Genomic DNA, 17,331 nt, shown 5'->3' on the forward strand with positions numbered 1-17,331 from the left:
GGTGAATATTTACCGTTGTCGTGGATGCGCGAAAACGAAATTCGGAGCATTCATTATGCAACAAAATTTGAACCGCCCCGGGTAAACGCAGGCGGTTGGCTCGTTTACTCCCAGGCGGCTTCCAGCATCTCCAGCAGTTGCTCTGACTCAAGCGTGACCGGATTGGCTTTCATCGACGATGAACTACTGGCCGCCAGCGCAGCGGGTTCCAGCGCTTCACGCGGCACGCCGAGGTCGCGTAAATTGCCGAGCCCTGAGCGCTGGCTCCATTCGCGCAGGCTTTGCCAGGCGTCATCCGGCGAGACGCCGAGTCCGGCAGCGATCCACTGGCGCACGTCGAGGAAACGCTGGCGCAGCGCCGGATTGGTTACCTGCGACTCATTGAGTTCCAGCCCAAAAGGCAGCAGGCAGCCGCAGAGCGCGCCGTGGGAGGCATCGCTTAGCCCGCCAAGCGGCCCCGCAAGACCGTGAACCACACCCAGCCCGGCATTGGCGAGCGCCAGCCCGCCGCACAGGCTGACCCATGCCAGCTCGTCGCGGCTGTCGGCACACTCTTTTTCCATCAGCGTTTTTAACGCGGCGATGCCGCGGGGAATCGCCTCCCGGCACAGGGCATCGGTGAAGGGCGTCGCCCGGGTGCACAGCCAGGGTTCGATAACCTGAGTTAAGGCATCAAGGCCGGAGCCGAGGGTGACGGCGCGGGGGGCGTTATCCGTTAACGCCGGATCGACAATCGCCAGTTGCGGCAGCATGCGATCGTCGCGCAGGCTGACTTTGCGCTGCTGCTGGGGGACGTTGATGACCGCGTTTTTAGTAACCTCCGCGCCGGTGCCGGACGTTGTGGGAATAGCGACAAACGGTAGCGGGCTGGCTTCCAGTATTCTCCCCGTTCCGACGACTTCCAGATAGTCGATGGCAGGCCCGCTTGCCGGGACCAGCGCGGCAATGGCTTTACCGGCATCAATGACCGCGCCGCCGCCGAGGCTGACCACCGCGCCGACGCCGCGCTCGCGCGCCAGCCGTACGCCGCGTTCAATATCGTCCAGCGTGGGTTCATTGGCGATAGCAACAGTGCTGACCTGAAGATGCAATGCGGTCAGTTCGTTCAGTAAAAATTGGGCGCGATTTTTGGTCGCGCCGTGAACCAGCAGCACCGGGGCATCATATTGTGCCAGCCACGGCGCAGCGCTGCGGGCCTGCCCGCGGCCAAAGCGGATATTGCCGGGCGTTAAAATGTTGAAGGGAGTGACCATGTGTAAGGGTACCTGTAGTGGATAATTATTCTGCAATCCACTATACACATTATCCGGCAAGCTTCATGTCTGCCATATTACGAAAAAGGGTTGCTGACGATGATAAGAATCTTGGGTAAACGCTCGTCTATTAACGTGCGTAAAGTCCTCTGGACCTGCGAAGAGGCGGGTATCGAGTATCAGCAGGAAGATTATGGCAGCGGCTATAGCCCGCTTGATACGCCGGAATTTTTGGCGCTGAATCCAAATGCGTTAGTGCCGGTGCTGGTGGATGACGATTTTGTCCTTTGGGAGTCGAACAGCATCTGCCGCTATCTGGCGCGTAAGGTCGGACGTGACGATTTGCTGCCCTCTGAGTTACGTGCCGCGGCGCAGGTAGAACACTGGATGGACTGGCAGGCGACGGAGTTTAACAGCGCGTGGCGCTACGCGTTCACGGGGCTGGTGCGTAAAGATCCGCGTTTTCAGGATCCGGCGGCAATTAAAGAGAGTATTGCCGCGTGGACGCGCTGCGTACAGATTGTCGACAATCAGCTACAGCGCACCGGCGCGTGGCTGACCGGCGAGACGTTTACGCTGGCGGATATCGTGCTGGGGCTTTCGGTTCATCGCTGGAAAATGACGCCGTTCGCCCATCCGGAGATGGCAAACGTCGAACGCTGGTATATGGCCCTTAACCAGCGCCCGGCATTTATGCGCCACGGCAATAACGGCGTAGCGTAGCGGCTGATTTAGCGTCGCGGGCGGGTACTGCCCCTGACGATAAGCTTCCCTTGCAGGACATGCTGAACGGCGCTGGTTTCAGCCGCGCCTAGCTGCGTTTTCAGCACGGCGATGGCGGTATCCACCATTTCCGATAGCGGCTGGACCCAGGTGGTTAAATTTATCAGCGGCCAGCTGGCCATGGCGATATCATCGAACCCGACGATGGAGATATCTTCGCCCGCCTTCATGCCCATTTCGCCGACAACCACATTGAGGGCGGCGATGGCCATCATATCGTTGGCGCAAAATAGCGCGTCCGGCGGCGTTGGTAGCGCCATCAGCCTGCGGGTGGCGTTCATCGCTTCTTCTATCGACCACATTCCGCTATCGCGCAGCATCGGGCGGGCGCCGCGGGCCTCCAGACGCTGTCGAAAGCCTGTCTCACGGTCGCGGCTGGTAGAGGAGGTATCTCTACCGGCAACAAATGCCAGCTGCTGATGGCCGAGATCCAGCAGGAAATCGGCAATCGCGGCGCCGCCAGCCAGATTATCGCTGGTGACGCTGGAAACCGACCGGCTGTCGTTTTTGCGGTTGAGCAGCAGCACCGGCAGGCCGAGCTGCTGGCATTCATGAGCAAAGTGTGAAGAAAGGCTGCTGGACACCAGCACTAGCGCTTCAACACGATGACGCAGAATCTCTTCCATGATGGGGGTAGTGTCATCATCGCGGTACATCGAAAACAACAGTACCCGGTATCCCATCAGGTTCAACGCCTGTGACAGTTCATCCAGAACCGCGGCGTAGAAGGGATTCACCAACCCCGGAACGACAACACCAATAAGCGTTGAGCGGCGGGTGATCAGCGACTGGGCGATAAAGCTCGGACGATAGCCCAGCTCGGCGGCGATCTTACGCACCTTTTCTTTGGTGGCTGGCGAAATTTTCGCTCCTTCGGTAAAGGCGCGGGATACCGCAGATTGCGAGACGCCAGCCGCTTTCGCGACATCGTAACTGGTGACTGCTCGTTTGTTTTGACCTGCCATTCCGTTGCCTCTCCTGACCCATGCCCCGTCATTATGCGTGAATCTTCCCCCCTGTCACTAATTTTGCGATCTCCGTTGCATTCGAATGCATTGCTACTTCACATAACATTTCATTCACGCCAGGATGCAAGTGAATTCGAATGCATTAGCATTTCATTAACATCATAGTGAGGCAAGTTATGGCTATCTGGCTCAAGCGCGGTGCGGAATCTGAAGCAGTGAAATCTCACGACCGTACGGTTCGTGAAGCAGTAGAGAAAATCCTGGCGGATATTGAAGCGCGCGGTGACGCAGCGGTGCGCGAGCTGTCGATTAAGTTCGATAAGCTCGATCGCGCAAACTTCCGCCTGTCGCAGCAGGAAATCGATGACTGCTATGCTCAGCTGTCGGATCGCGATATTGCTGATATCCGCTTTGCGCAGGAGCAGGTGCGTAACTTCGCTCAGCACCAGCGCGACAGCCTGAAAGATATCGAGGTTGAAACGCTGCCGGGCGTCATTCTGGGACACAAAAATATTCCGGTCAGCGCGGCGGGCTGCTACGTGCCGGGCGGGAAATACCCGCTGCTGGCGTCGGCGCATATGTCGATTATCACCGCGAAAGTCGCAGGTGTGCCGCGCATTGTCACCTGTGCGCCGCCGTTTAACGGTAAACCGGCGCCGGCGATTGTGGTGGCGCAGCATATGGCGGGGGCCGACGAAATCTACTGCCTGGGGGGTATTCAGGCCGTGGCGGCGATGGCCGTCGGTACCGAGAGCATCGCACCGGTGGATATGCTGGTGGGGCCGGGCAACGCCTTTGTCGCTGAAGCCAAACGTCAGCTGTTTGGCCGCGTCGGTATCGATCTGTTCGCCGGGCCGACGGAGACCCTGGTCATTGCCGATGAAAGCGTGGATGGTGAAATCTGCGCCACCGACCTGTTAGGTCAGGCTGAGCATGGTCCTGATTCTCCGGCGATTTTGTTGACGACCTCGGAAACGCTGGCGCGCGAAACGCTGGCGGAAATCGATCGTCTGCTGGCGGTGCTGCCCACCGCGGAAATCGCGCGCCAGTCGTGGGCGAAGTTTGGCGAAATCATTGTGGCTGAAGACCGGGAAGAAATGCTGAAAATCGCCAATGAGCTGGCGTTCGAACATGTGCAGGTAATGACCCGCGACCCGGACTGGTTCCTCGAAAATATGCAGAACTTTGGCGCATTGTTCCTGGGACCTCGTACTAACGTGGCCTACGGCGATAAAGTCATCGGCACCAACCATACCCTGCCGACGCGTAAAGCCGCGCGTTATACCGGGGGGCTGTGGGTTGGGAAGTTCATCAAAACCTGCACCTATCAAAAGGTTCTTACCGATAGCGCCTCCGCGCAGATCGGCGAGTACTGTTCGCGTCTGTGCGCCCTCGAAGGTTTCTCCGGCCATGGTGAACAGGCCAACGTCCGCGTGCGCCGCTACGGCAATAAAGACGTTCCTTACGCTGGGATTCCTGAATAACCCGTAAGGTCTGAAACGGGAAGCGGGATACGCTCCCCAACTTAACATCGGCCGCCCGATAACAAGGAAATAAGCGGCGGCCATGCTGACGGATAACCCTATGGACGTATTGATTGCCTTACTGGCGTTAGGATTGCTGATGCTCGCCGCCTATCGCGGCTATAGCGTGATCCTTTTTGCCCCTTTGGTTGCGCTCGGCGCCGTATTACTCACCCAGCCAGCCGCCGTTGCCCCGGTATTCAGCGATATTTTCATGGATAAGCTGGTCGGGTTCGTAAAACTCTATTTCCCGGTATTTTTACTGGGCGCGGTCTTCGGGAAATTAATTGAGTTTTCCGGATTCTCCCGGTCAATCGTGAGTGCTGTTACCCGGCTGATGGGGCAAAACAAGGCGATGCCGGTGATTATTCTGGTCTGCGCGTTGTTAACCTATGGCGGGGTTTCGCTATTCGTGGTGGTATTTGCGGTCTATCCCTTCGCCGCTGAGATGTTCCGCCAGAGCCAAATTCCGAAACGGCTAATGCCTGCGACTATCGCGCTGGGCGCCTTCACTTTTACGATGGATGCGCTACCGGGTTCGCCACAGATTCAGAATATTATTCCGACTACCTTTTACGGTACGACCTCCTGGGCAGCGCCCTGGCTTGGGGTACTGGGTTCCGCATTTGTGGCTATTGGCGGCTGGTTATATCTGGAGGCGATGCGGCGTAAAGCGCAGCGCAGAGGAGAAGGTTATGGAAGCGAGTTGGTAAATGAACCTGAAACCCCGGCAGACCTTAACTTGCCGCACCCGGTGATCGCGCTGCTGCCGTTGATTATCGTCGGCGTCGCCAACCTGCTGTTTACCTGGCTTATCCCTCAGGCGTACGGTAGCCATTTCCTGATTGACCTGCCGGGACTGAAAGCGCCGATGGAAAGCGACGTGAAGAAGATGGTGGCGATTTGGGCGGTGATGGCGGCGTTATTGTGCGGAATTATCACTATCTTCTTGTTTGCCGGGCGTAGCCTGAAGGGTAAGCTGGCCGACGGTAGCAAAGTCGCCGTTGGCGGCGCGATGCTGGCGGCGTTGAATACTGCATCAGAGTATGGTTTTGGCGGGGTGATTGCCGCGCTGCCGGGCTTTGTTCAGGTGGCCGATGCGCTAAAAGCGATCCCAAACCCTTTACTCAATCAGGCGATTACGATCAATATTTTGTCCGGGATCACCGGTTCATCCTCCGGTGGAATGAGTATTGCCCTGGCGGCGATGGCGGATCGCTTTGTGGAGTCGGCCCATGCTGCGGGGATCCCGCTGGAAGTGATGCACCGTGTGGCGTCGATGGCGGCGGGCGGCATGGATACATTGCCGCACAATGGGGCGATCATCACTTTGCTGGCGGTGACCGGACTGACGCATCGCCAGGCCTATAAACCGATTCTCGGCATCACGTTGTTTAAAATCCTCGGTGCCTTTTTCATTATCGGCGTTTACTACGCCACCGGACTGGTATAAAGCCCGGGCCGTCGGCTATCTGTGCCGACGGCCTTATTTATTTTTCAGCGTATTCGCTTTGCGCCGGCGGAGTAATGCCGCTACGATCCGCGTCTATTTTTTATCTCATCCCAAAAACGCGCGGCAGGTAGGTGGAGTTTGAACAGGCGGTTAGGCCTTGTGCTATTGGCATTACTGTTGGTTTCAGGCTGCGCCGGCACGCTGTCGCAAATGAGCCCTCCCAGCAATGAAACCAGCCTGGTGGGGCATAACGGGCAGCGGCTTTCCGTCGATACTTTCGTCAGCCAATACATGCGCGAGAAGCAGGTCAGCGGCGTGGTGGTGGCGATTATTCATCACAACGGCCCGGCGGAGTTTCACTGCTTCGGCGTGACGGATGATAAGCAGCGCTACCCGATAACTCCGCAAACGCTTTTTGCCCTCGGTTCGTTAAGTAAAGGTGTTACCGCTGAAGTGGTGACGATGCTGGTCAACGAGGGGCGTTTACACTGGAGCGATACGCTGCAAACCCTGCTGCCGCCGGGGACCGTCCTCAGCGACGATGCCCGCAAGATAACCTTACTGCAGCTGGTCACTCATACCTCCGGGCTGCCGCGTCAGCCGATGAACATGCTGTCGCTTGAGCATCTGTTGGCCTATCTCAACAACGGTGAAAACTTTTATCATGAACTCGATGCCGACGGGGTGCTGAGCTATCTGAGCAACTTCAATGCGCCGCTGGAGCGCGAGCCGAGTTACTCCAACCTGGGTTTTGCGATACTTGGGTATCTTCTCAAATACCAAACCGGCGAATCGATTGAGACGCTGGCGTCACGGATGATCTTCCGGCCATTGGCTATGGGGAATACCAGCTTCCTGCCGCAAACGCTGCATGAATATCCGTGGCGGGCGCTGGGACACGCAGGCGATCAGCCGAAGTTTAAACCGCGCGGCGCGCTGACGCCGGACTGGCAGTTCACGAATAACATGGTTGGCGCGGCGAGTCTGTACAGCGACGCCGGCGATCTGATTAACTATGCCCGCGCTCACTTCGCCCCCACGGGGCAGGCGGCACTGGATCGGGCGTTTAAAGACGTTAGCGTTGATTATTATCCGCGGCGGGTCGAAGCGGCGAACATTGCCTGGGTGACCGACACATTTGGTCGGCAGCGATTAACTTATCAGGTGGGATACATCGGCGGCTATTCAAGCTATATCGGCTTCGATAAAGCGAATCAGAATGCGGTGGTGGTGCTGCAAAACAGCTTTAACTGGAGTAACTACATCGGCCATCAGATCCTACGTAATCTGGTGACGGAGTCAAAATGAAGCCCCGTCTTGAGACGGGGCTGTGCGGATTAACGCATGGTGACGAACTCTTCCGCTGCGGTCGGGTGAATGGCGACGGTATTGTCGAAGTCTTTTTTGGTGGCGCCCATTTTCAGCGCTACCGCAAAGCCCTGCAGCATTTCATCCATTCCGAAGCCGATACCGTGAATACCGACAATCTTCTCTTCCGGGCCGACGCAGACCAGCTTCATGCGGCACGGCTGGCGGTGAGAGGTCACGGCGGTATACATTGCGGTGAAGGACGATTTGTACACTTTCACGGCGTCATCGCCGTACTGCTCGCGCGCCTGCGGCTCGGTTAAGCCGACGGTGCCGATTGGCGGGTGGCTGAAGACCACGGTCGGGATATTGCTGTAGTCGAGGTGCTCTTCCGGCTTGTTGTTAAACAGGCGTTCGGACAGACGACGGCCTGCGGCCACGGCGACCGGCGTCAGCTCGACGGCGCCGGTATTATCGCCCACCGCGTAGATGCCCGGCACGTTGGTGTTCTGGAACTTATCAACGATGATGTAGCCTTTATCGTTGGTTTTAACGCCCGTTGCCGCCAGGTTGAAGTTATCGGTCGCCGGTTCGCGGCCAATCGCCCAAATCAGGCAATCTACGGTCTGGCTGCGGCCATCTTCCAGCTCCAGAGTCAGGCTGCCGTCGGCATTCTTGACTACCGCCTTCGGAATTGCGTTCGTGTGCAGCTGTGGGCCTTCGGCGTTCATCACTTCCACCAGAGTCTCAACGATCAGCGGATCGAAGCTGCGCAGCGGCGCGTGTTTACGCACGAACAGGTGGGTTTCCGCGCCGAGGCCGTTAATCACGCCAGCCAGTTCAACGGCAATATAGCCCGCGCCGACTACCGCCACGCGCTGCGGCAGCGCCGGCAGTTCGAAGAAACCGTCGGAATCAATACCGTATTCCACACCCGGAATGTTCGGGTGGCTCGGGCGGCCGCCGGTGGCGATCAGGATATGATCGGCGGTAATGGTCTCGCCGTTGACTTCCACGGTATGGGCATCGACAAAGCGCGCGAAACCTTTGATAACATCAACGTTATTCTTACCCAGCACGTTGTCGTAAGAGGTATGAATACGGTCGATATAGGCGCTGCGGCTGGCAACCAGCTTATCCCAGTCGAAATGGTTGATGGTGGTATCGAAACCGTAATCCGGGCCATACAGGTGGATTGCTTCGCGGATCTGCGCCGCATGCCACATCACTTTTTTCGGCACGCAGCCGACGTTAACGCAGGTGCCGCCCAGCTCTTTGGCTTCAATCAGCGCGCACTTCTGGCCGTACATCGCCGCACGGTTAATCGAGGCGATACCGCCGCTGCCGCCGCCGATGGCGAGGTAATCATAATGTTTGCTCATGCCCATATGTCCTTAATCGTTAATTGCCGCGATTGTAGCGCGAGGCTTAAAAGGTTCCACCGATGGTTGCGATTACTCCGGTACGATCCAACTCACGGTCGCGTGACCGGTACCGGCTGGAACCAGTTTGCTGTGCAGCCACGGCAGCACGTTATTCATCTGCTGTTCCAGCTTCCACGGCGGGTTGATGACGATCATCCCGGAGGCGGTCATGCCGCGCTGGTCGCTGTCCGGACGCACCGCCAGCTCGATTTGCAGAATTTTGCGGATACCTGTGGCTTCTAAATCTTTGATCATGCGTTTGATTTGCGCGCGCAGCACCACCGGATACCACAGCGCGTAGGTGCCGGTGGCGAAGCGTTTATAACCTTCGTTGATCCCGGTGACCACCGCCTGATAATCGGTTTTAATTTCGTACGGCGGGTCGATAAGAATCAGACCGCGGCGGGAAACCGGCGGCAGCTTGGCCTTCAACTGCTGATAGCCATCGGCTTTATCGACGCGCGCGCGGCTGTCTTTCTGGAACTCGGCGCGCAGCAGCGGGAAATCGCTCGGGTGCAGTTCGGTCATCTGCAGGCTGTCCTGCTCGCGCAGCAGCTGGCGGGCGATAAGCGGCGAACCAGGGTAGTAACGCAGTTGGCCGCTGCGGTTGAAGTGTTCGACGACCGAAATATACGGCTCCAGTTCGGTCGGTAGATCGTCCTGCTGCCAGATACGGGCGATGCCTTCAAGATACTCGCCGGTACGTTCGGCGTGCTCGCCGCTCAGCTGATAGCGGCCCGCGCCGGCGTGGGTGTCCAGGTAGAGAAACGGTTTTTCTTTCTCTTTCAGCGATTCAATGATCAAACTCTGAACGGTGTGTTTAAGGACGTCGGCGTGGTTGCCTGCGTGAAAGCTGTGGCGATAACTGAGCATGGATGCAGAGATTCCGGAAATAAACAAGTTAACCGACAGTTTACCGCAGTTCGCCCAGGATTGCCGCTGTCGCACCGCCTGTCATTGAAATTCCCGCAACTATCCCCCATTCTAGATCTCATGCAAAAGCGCCGGAACGCGCGCTTCATTCACCCTCTTCAACAGGACAGCGCATATGACCAATCCATTACTGACGCCTTTTTCATTGCCGCCATTTTCTGCAATTAAACCGGAGCACGTGGTCCCTGCGGTCACCAAAGCGCTGGATGATTGCCGGGCCGCGGTGGAAAGCGCGGTGGCGCACGGCGCGCCGTATAGCTGGGAAAATCTTTGCCAGCCGCTGGCGGAAGTGGACGATGTGCTGGGACGCATCTTCTCGCCAATCAGCCATTTGAATTCGGTAAAAAACAGCCCGGAGCTGCGTGAAGCCTACGAACAGACGCTGCCGCTGCTCTCCGAGTACAGCACCTGGGTCGGCCAGCATGAAGGCCTGTATAAAGCCTACTGCGACCTGCGCGACGGCGATAACTACGCCACGTTGAACACCGCGCAGAAAAAGGCGGTCGATAACGCGCTGCGCGATTTTGAATTATCCGGGATTGGCCTGCCGGCAGAAGCGCAGAAACGCTACGGTGAAATCGCCGCGCGCCTCTCTGAGCTTGGCAATCTGTACAGCAACAACGTGCTTGATGCCACCATGGGCTGGAACAAGCTGGTGACCGACGTCGCCGATCTCGCAGGCATGCCGGAAAGCGCGCTGGCCGCCGCTCAGGCCCAGGCGCAGGCGAAAGAGCAGGAAGGATATCTGCTGACGCTGGATATTCCGAGCTATCTGCCGGTGATGACCTACTGCGACAATCAGGCGCTGCGCGAAGAGATGTATCGCGCCTATTCCACCCGCGCCTCCGATCAGGGCCCGAACGCCGGGAAATGGGATAACAGCCCGGTGATGGCGGAGATCCTCGCGCTGCGTCACGAGCTGGCGCAACTACTGGGCTTTGACAGCTACGCCTTTAAATCTCTGGCCACCAAAATGGCTGAAAATCCGCAGCAGGTCCTCGATTTCCTGACCGACCTGGCAAAACGCGCGCGTCCGCAGGGCGAAAAAGAGCTGGCTCAGCTGCGTGCTTTCGCCAAAGCCGAGTTTGGCGTCGATGAACTGCAGCCGTGGGATATCGCTTACTACAGCGAAAAACAGAAACAGCATCTCTACAGCATTAGCGATGAGCAACTGCGCCCGTATTTCCCGGAAAACAAAGCCGTTAACGGCCTGTTTGAAGTGGTTAAGCGTATTTATGGCATTACCGCCAAAGAGCGTACCGATGTCGATGTGTGGCATCCGGAAGTGCGTTTCTTCGAGCTGTATGACGAAAATAATGAGCTGCGCGGCAGCTTCTATCTTGACCTGTATGCCCGCGAACATAAACGCGGCGGGGCGTGGATGGACGACTGCGTCGGCCAGATGCGTAAGCTGGATGGTTCCCTGCAAAAACCGGTCGCTTATCTGACCTGTAACTTCAACCGCCCGGTAAACGGCAAACCGGCGCTGTTCACGCACGATGAAGTGATTACCCTGTTCCACGAGTTTGGCCATGGTCTGCACCACATGCTGACCCGCATTGATACTGCTGGCGTTTCCGGCATCAGCGGGGTGCCGTGGGATGCGGTCGAGCTGCCGAGCCAGTTTATGGAAAACTGGTGCTGGGAGCCGGAAGCGCTGGCGTTTATCTCCGGGCATTACGAAACCGGTGAACCGCTGCCGCAGGAACTGCTGGAGAAAATGCTGGCGGCGAAAAACTACCAGGCAGCGATGTTTATTCTCCGCCAGCTGGAGTTCGGTCTGTTCGATTTCCGTCTACACGCGGAATACTCGCCGGAGCAGGGGGCGAAAATCCTCGAGACTCTGGCCGAGATTAAAAAGCAGGTCGCCGTGGTGCCGGGCCCAACCTGGGGCCGCTTCCCGCATGCGTTCAGCCACATCTTTGCGGGTGGTTACGCGGCGGGCTACTACAGCTACCTGTGGGCCGATGTGTTGGCGGCGGATGCCTTCTCGCGCTTCGAAGAAGAGGGAATTTTCAACCGTGAAACCGGTCAATCATTCCTCGACAATATCCTGAGCCGCGGCGGTTCCGAAGAGCCGATGGAGCTGTTCAAACGCTTCCGCGGGCGCGAGCCGCAGCTGGACGCGATGCTTGAGCATTACGGGATCAAAGGCTGATTGCTACGTGAAGATCTGCTTAATTGATGAAACAGGCGCCGGTGACGGCGCCTTATCTGTTTTGGCCGCCCGTTGGGGGCTGGAGCATGATGCAGAGAATCCGATGGCGCTGGTGCTGACGGACGAGCATCTGGAGCTGCGTAAGCGCGATGAGCCAAAACTTGGCGGCATCTTTGTCGATTTCGTCGGCGGCGCGATGGCTCATCGCCGCAAGTTTGGCGGCGGCCGCGGTGAAGCGGTAGCCAAAGCGGTGGGTATTAAAGGCGATTATCTGCCGGATGTGGTTGACGCCACCGCCGGCCTGGGGCGCGATGCCTTCGTGCTGGCGTCGGTCGGCTGCCGCGTGCGGATGCTTGAGCGTAACCCGGTGGTCGCCGCGCTGCTCGACGATGGTTTGAAACGTGGCTATGCCGATGCGGAGATCGGCGGCTGGCTGCAGGAGCGCTTACAGTTGATTCATGCCTCCAGCCTCAATGCGTTGACCGATATCACCCCGCGCCCGCAGGTGGTGTATCTGGATCCGATGTTTCCCCATAAGCAGAAAAGCGCGCTGGTCAAAAAAGAGATGCGGGTATTTCAGTCGCTGGTGGGGCCGGATTTAGACGCCGATGGTCTGTTGGCACCGGCTCGACAGCTGGCGACCAAACGAGTGGTGGTCAAGCGCCCGGATTATGCGCCGCCGCTGGCGGATGTCGCCACGCCTAACGCGGTGGTGACCAAAGGACATCGGTTTGATATTTACGCCGGTACGCCGGCGTAATTTTTCGCCGTTGTGATATCACCCGGATAGCGGCGCAAAGCGCCTTATCCGGGCTACCAAATTGTAGCGCGAGCCGGGAACCGCAATATTTAAACAAACGGCGCCAGCGGATCGGCCATCTCAAACGGTTACTCGGCGCTGGCCGGGGTATTAATCATCCGGTTCAGCCACGGCACCATAAAGGCCATCACCACCGTCACCGCCAGGGTCACGAGGCCAATTTTACTAAACACGTTGGTGTAGATCGGCAGCGTCTGCAGCGGGTCGGTTATATTTTCCGGTACCGCGGTGAAGGTCGCGACATAGCCGCCCATCAGGAACGCGGCGGCCTGAGTCAGGAACCACATCCCCAGAATAAAGCCCATCAGCCGCTGCGGAACCAGCGCGGCAACCATCGCCAGGCCCAGGGCGCTAATCAGCAGTTCGCCGAGACTCTGGAACAGATAAACCAGCACGATAAACCACGGCGAGGTGAGCCCCTGCGGGTCGGCAAACCACATCCCGGCCGCCGCGGCGGTCAGAAAGCCCAGCGCGCAGAGGAACATGCCGAGAGTGAATTTCATCGGCATGGTCAGGTCTTTACCTTTGTTGCCAAGACGGGTGTAGATAGCCGCCAGTACCGGGCTGGCGACCACCACCCAGAACGGGTTCAATGCCTGGAAACTCACCGGGTTAATCGCGATGCCGAGAATGTCGTGATGCACGTTATTGATAGCGAAGAAGTTGAGCGAGGTTGGCATCTGGGCGTACAGGATATAAAACACCACCGCTTCGAGCATCAGGATGAAGGCGACGAACATCTTGTTGCGGCCGGTTTTATCGAGGCGAAAGGCTTCGCGGAAGAAGAAAATCGTCACCACGATGGACAGCACAATCAGCACCAGGTTGGCGATTTTAACGTTATGCATCAGCCAGGCGCAGAGGAAAATCATCACCACGGTGCCGACCAGCACATACAGCAGATTACGGAAACTCAGCGGCTGATGATCCGGGGTTGAACCGATATCTTTCACCATTCCGCGGCAGGCGAAGTAGACCAGCAGCGCGACGATAAGCCCGGCGCCGCACAGGTTGTAGGTTACCGCGTAGCCGAACTTATCGGCAATCACCGGCGCCAGCGACAGCGACAGCAGCGAACCGATGTTAATCGACATATAAAACAGGGTGAAGGCGCCGTCGAGACGGGCGTCTTTAGGCGGATAGCATTTTGATAGCAGGCTCGCGGGATTGGCTTTAAACAGCCCGTTGCCGACGGCGATAGTGCCAAGCGCGATAAAGATAAGGTCGGGTTTAAGCAGCGACAGACCGGTCATAAAATAGCCGATTGCCAACACGATGGCGCCAAGCACCAGCGTACGTTTGGTTCCCAGCAGATGGTCACCGACATAGCCGCCGATGGAAATGAGGCCGTAGACCAGCGCCGCAAAGGCGCCAAAGGTGATAAATGCCTGTTCCTGAGAGAAACCAAGCTGTTTAACAAAGAACACCGCCAGGATGCCCTGGACGCCGTAATAGCCAAAACGCTCCCATAACTCTACAAAAAAAATCATGAAGAACGGACGGGGTTGCTGTAGCAAACCCGTAGGTGCAGTTGTTTTCATATTCCTTCGCCTTTTAGTGCTATCCCAAAAAGTATGAACGCGTCTGCCAAAACGCGCCGAAAAAGTCTGATGGCCCATAATGATTCGGCCATTGGCTGAATGTATAGATTATTATATAGATATTAATTCTAATAAATGGTTGATCACACTAACCGATATTAATTATCTGGATTGATGTCCTGATGGGGTCAATGGGATTCAGGCGGGATGTAGCATAAAAACAAAAACGCCCGCAGGCGCGGGCGTTGGCTGGCGAGGAAAAGCGATTATTCGTCTTCTTCGTCGCGCAGCGGTACGATCAGCATATCAACGTGAACGGTGTTGATCAGCTGACGCGCGGAGGACATCAGCTTGCTCCAGAAGTCCTGATGGTGACCGCAGACCACCAGGTCCATATCATATTTTTTAATCGCATCGACCAGCACCTGGCCCAGATCGCCGCTGCCGCTCAGGGTTTCGGTAATCGGGTAGCCCGCGTTAGTGGAAAGCTCGGTCAGCGCGTGGTGCGTCTCTTCAGAGATGCGTTTCTGCATGTCGCCCAGATTAACATCGATAAGACCGGTGTAGAGGTCGGAGTAATTCACATCCACGTGAATCAGGGAAACTTTCGCATTGTAGGGACGCGCCATAGAAACCGCTTTCTCTACCAGCACTTTGCTTTCCGGTGATAGGTCTACTGCAATAAGAATGTGTTTGTAAGCCATAGTGTTACTCCTTCCATAAGTTGTCGATGACCGTTGGACCAGACAGCCTGTGCTGTCGATTCGCCCGCGTCCTGCAAGCTAGATTCGCGGGGGGTAAGCCTTTAAGGACTTAATTGTAGAAGATAATTTCTACAATATAGCGCCCCTCGCACTCCGTCAATGCACCTGGTTCACCGTTAGTTAAACAAATTATTCCGTCTTACGTATTGATAACGATTAACCTTGTGGTAAAAAAATTAACTGATCTCCTACACTATTTAATGAGCCGGTCGGATAAATAAACGTGACCGGAATCGCACTCTTTTACTGTACGGTGGGTTGGATGATATTGGGGAGCGGTAGTCCCGGAGGGATCTCCGTGGATGGGTCGCCGGGGAGGAAGTATGATCAGCACTGTTGCGCTGTTTTGGGCCCTGTGTATCGTTTGTGTGGTGAATATGGCACGTTACTTCTCATCGTTGCGTGCATTATTGGTTGTGCTACGTGGTTGCGATCCCTTGCTCTATCAATATGTTGATGGCGGAGGTTTTTTCACCTCGCATGGGCAGCCCAGTAAACAAATGCGGCTGGTTTGGTATATCTATGCCCAACGATATCGCGATCATCATGATGACGAGTTTATTCGTCGCTGTGAGCGTGTTCGCCGGCAGTTCATCCTGACCAGCGCGCTGTGTGGTCTGGTGCTGGTGAGTATGATTGCACTGCTTATCTGGCATTGAGCTGCCTGAATTGAGTGCAAAAAAAATGGGCCAGTTTCCTGACCCATTTTTCGCATGGCTATTGCTTAGATAAGCTTCAGAGCCAGCCAGTACAGCACGCCTGACAGCAAAATGGCTGCCGGCAGGGTGAGTACCCATGCCATCAGGATGCTGGTGACGGTTTTCTTCTGCAGACCACCGCCATCAACGAGCATCGTCCCCGCAACCGAGGAAGAGAGCACGTGGGTGGTGGAAACCGGCATGCCGGTGTAGCTGGCAAGGCCGATAGAAACCGCGGCGGTCATCTGGGCGGACATACCTTGCGCGTAGGTCATACCCTTCTTACCAATCTTCTCGCCGATAGTGGTCGCCACGCGGCGCCAGCCGATCATGGTGCCAATACCCAGCGCCAGCGCGACCGCCATAATGATCCAGATTGGCGCGTACTCGATGGTGCTCAGCATATCGGTTTTCAGTTTCTTCAGCAGGCGCTGGTCGTCAGTGCTCACATCCGGCAGTTTGGCCACTTTGTCGGTGGTGTCGGAGATGCAGAGCATAATGCGACGCAGCTGGCCGCGCTGATCCACTGACAGTGTATCGTAGCTTTCCGTACCGGTGAGCATTGTCTTCACGCGGTCAAGCGCGTTGATGGTGTTCGCCGGATGGCAGTGAAACTCGCCGTTGGCCGCGGTATTGGTTTCCGGTGACGGAACCAGTTGATCAACGCCGGTGGCTTTCTTCAGCAGCTCAGGGCGCTGTTGGAAGAAGGTTTCCACGTTGTTGACTGCATCGCGGGTACGAGTGATTTCGTAACCAGACGCGTTCATGTTGACCACGAAGCCCGCCGGCGCGACGCCAATCAGTACCAGCATGACCAGACCAATGCCTTTCTGCCCATCGTTGGCGCCGTGCGAGAACGACACGCCGATAGCGGACAGGATCAGCGCAATACGGGTCCAGAACGGCGGTTTTTTCTTACCGTCTTTCTTTTCGCGTTCCGCTGGGGTCAGGTGTATACGAGCGCGTTTTTTGGTACCGCTCCAGTAACGACGCAGAATGAAAATCAGGCCGCCCGCTACCACCAGGCCAACAATCGGCGAGACGATAAGCGAGGCAAAAATGCCGATGACTTTCGGGATATTCAGCGCATCCACCACTGAAGTACCGGTCATCAGCGCATTGGTTAAACCAATACCGATGATGGCGCCAATCAGGGTGTGAGAACTGGAGGCCGGTAGGCCGAAATACCAGGTTCCGAGGTTCCAGATGATTGCCGCCAGCAGCATAGAGAACACCATGGCGAGGCCATGTGCGGAACCCATGTTAAGCAGCAGGTCCGTTGGCAGCATATGCACGATGGCATAGGCTACGCTGAGACCGCCCAGCAGAACGCCGAAAAAGTTGAAGAGTGCCGCCATCGCAACAGCAAGCTGCGACCGCATTGCGCGAGTGTAAATCACCGTTGCAACTGCGTTTGCGGTATCATGAAAACCGTTAATCGCTTCGTAAAACAGTACAAAAGCTAAAGCAAGCAATAATAATAGTCCGGTATGTAAATCCAGACCGGCAAATAAATGTAGCATAGGACGTTACGCCATTTTGAGGACATGAACGCGGCGCATTATCAGTGACTTTAGCGGCGCGGGCAAAGTGAAATATAGACTTTTTTTGATTTTCTTCCTGTTTGGTTTCTACCCGGTTGGGAGTAATCCTATATCTTTCAAAGACGTAACTGAATGTTGTTTTTTTCGTGCTGGTGTGACCA

At 56.5% G+C, this 17,331-nt stretch carries 14 protein-coding genes; 7 read left to right on the plus strand and 7 right to left on the minus strand.

Annotated features, from left to right (window positions below):
* Positions 1–104: 104 nt before the first annotated feature.
* Positions 105–1,253, minus strand: coding sequence for an iron-containing alcohol dehydrogenase (locus tag ABLV07_RS09370; protein WP_015369257.1), 1,149 nt, complete (start codon positions 1,251–1,253; stop codon positions 105–107).
* Positions 1,254–1,352: 99 nt separating this feature from the next.
* On the opposite strand from ABLV07_RS09370, the gene ABLV07_RS09375 reads away from it, so the two are divergent.
* Complete coding sequence (locus ABLV07_RS09375; RefSeq protein WP_015703750.1) at positions 1,353–1,976, plus strand: glutathione S-transferase; 624 nt, start codon at positions 1,353–1,355, stop codon at positions 1,974–1,976.
* Between the two features lie 8 nt (positions 1,977–1,984).
* On the opposite strand, the gene ABLV07_RS09380 is transcribed toward ABLV07_RS09375, so the two are convergent.
* The gene (locus tag ABLV07_RS09380) at positions 1,985–3,001 is read right to left on the minus strand and encodes a LacI family DNA-binding transcriptional regulator (protein ID WP_015369259.1); all 1,017 of its coding nucleotides are present in this window, start codon (positions 2,999–3,001) and stop codon (positions 1,985–1,987) included.
* Between the two features lie 179 nt (positions 3,002–3,180).
* On the opposite strand from ABLV07_RS09380, the gene hisD reads away from it, so the two are divergent.
* The 3 genes from hisD (at position 3,181) to ABLV07_RS09395 (ending at position 7,288) form a co-directional block, all read left to right on the plus strand.
* Positions 3,181–4,488, plus strand: coding sequence for a histidinol dehydrogenase (gene hisD, locus ABLV07_RS09385; protein WP_015369260.1), 1,308 nt, complete (start codon positions 3,181–3,183; stop codon positions 4,486–4,488).
* A 100-nt stretch (positions 4,489–4,588) separates the two neighbouring features.
* A complete protein-coding gene (locus tag ABLV07_RS09390) occupies positions 4,589–5,980 on the plus strand; it encodes a GntP family permease (protein WP_026612201.1) in 1,392 nt (463 codons plus the stop codon).
* Positions 5,981–6,190: 210 nt separating this feature from the next.
* On the plus strand, positions 6,191–7,288 hold the full coding sequence (locus tag ABLV07_RS09395; protein ID WP_192466248.1) for a serine hydrolase domain-containing protein: 1,098 nt from the start codon (positions 6,191–6,193) through the stop codon (positions 7,286–7,288).
* Positions 7,289–7,317: 29 nt separating this feature from the next.
* Here the strand turns inward: ABLV07_RS09395 and gorA are convergent, their stop codons facing one another.
* Positions 7,318–8,670: a glutathione-disulfide reductase gene (gorA, locus tag ABLV07_RS09400; protein WP_108429473.1), complete on the minus strand. Its 1,353-nt coding sequence runs from the start codon at positions 8,668–8,670 to the stop codon at positions 7,318–7,320.
* A 72-nt stretch (positions 8,671–8,742) separates the two neighbouring features.
* Positions 8,743–9,585 (minus strand): 23S rRNA (adenine(2030)-N(6))-methyltransferase RlmJ, encoded by an 843-nt coding sequence (locus ABLV07_RS09405; protein WP_015703746.1) that lies wholly within the window; start codon positions 9,583–9,585, stop codon positions 8,743–8,745.
* Positions 9,586–9,760: 175 nt separating this feature from the next.
* Between ABLV07_RS09405 and prlC the strand changes: the two genes are divergently transcribed.
* Positions 9,761–11,803, plus strand: coding sequence for an oligopeptidase A (gene prlC, locus ABLV07_RS09410; protein ID WP_348853505.1), 2,043 nt, complete (start codon positions 9,761–9,763; stop codon positions 11,801–11,803).
* Positions 11,804–11,810: 7 nt separating this feature from the next.
* Complete coding sequence (rsmJ, locus tag ABLV07_RS09415; protein ID WP_015369267.1) at positions 11,811–12,563, plus strand: 16S rRNA (guanine(1516)-N(2))-methyltransferase RsmJ; 753 nt, start codon at positions 11,811–11,813, stop codon at positions 12,561–12,563.
* Between the two features lie 128 nt (positions 12,564–12,691).
* On the opposite strand, the gene dtpB is transcribed toward rsmJ, so the two are convergent.
* Both dtpB and uspA read right to left on the minus strand, forming a co-directional pair.
* Positions 12,692–14,164: a dipeptide/tripeptide permease DtpB gene (dtpB, locus tag ABLV07_RS09420; protein ID WP_020077742.1), complete on the minus strand. Its 1,473-nt coding sequence runs from the start codon at positions 14,162–14,164 to the stop codon at positions 12,692–12,694.
* Between the two features lie 266 nt (positions 14,165–14,430).
* A complete protein-coding gene (gene uspA, locus ABLV07_RS09425; protein ID WP_004145166.1) occupies positions 14,431–14,868 on the minus strand; it encodes a universal stress protein UspA in 438 nt (145 codons plus the stop codon).
* A 383-nt stretch (positions 14,869–15,251) separates the two neighbouring features.
* Between uspA and uspB the strand changes: the two genes are divergently transcribed.
* Positions 15,252–15,587, plus strand: coding sequence for a universal stress protein UspB (gene uspB / locus ABLV07_RS09430; protein WP_015703743.1), 336 nt, complete (start codon positions 15,252–15,254; stop codon positions 15,585–15,587).
* 65 nt (positions 15,588–15,652) lie between these two features.
* On the opposite strand, the gene pitA is transcribed toward uspB, so the two are convergent.
* Positions 15,653–17,149 carry an inorganic phosphate transporter PitA gene (gene pitA, locus ABLV07_RS09435; RefSeq protein ID WP_015369272.1) on the minus strand — a complete coding sequence of 499 codons (1,497 nt, stop codon included), beginning with the start codon at positions 17,147–17,149 and terminating at the stop codon, positions 15,653–15,655.
* Positions 17,150–17,331: the final 182 nt, after the last annotated feature.

It is taken from the genome of Klebsiella sp. CN_Kp097, assembly GCF_040064495.1.
GTDB lineage: Bacteria > Pseudomonadota > Gammaproteobacteria > Enterobacterales > Enterobacteriaceae > Klebsiella > Klebsiella aerogenes.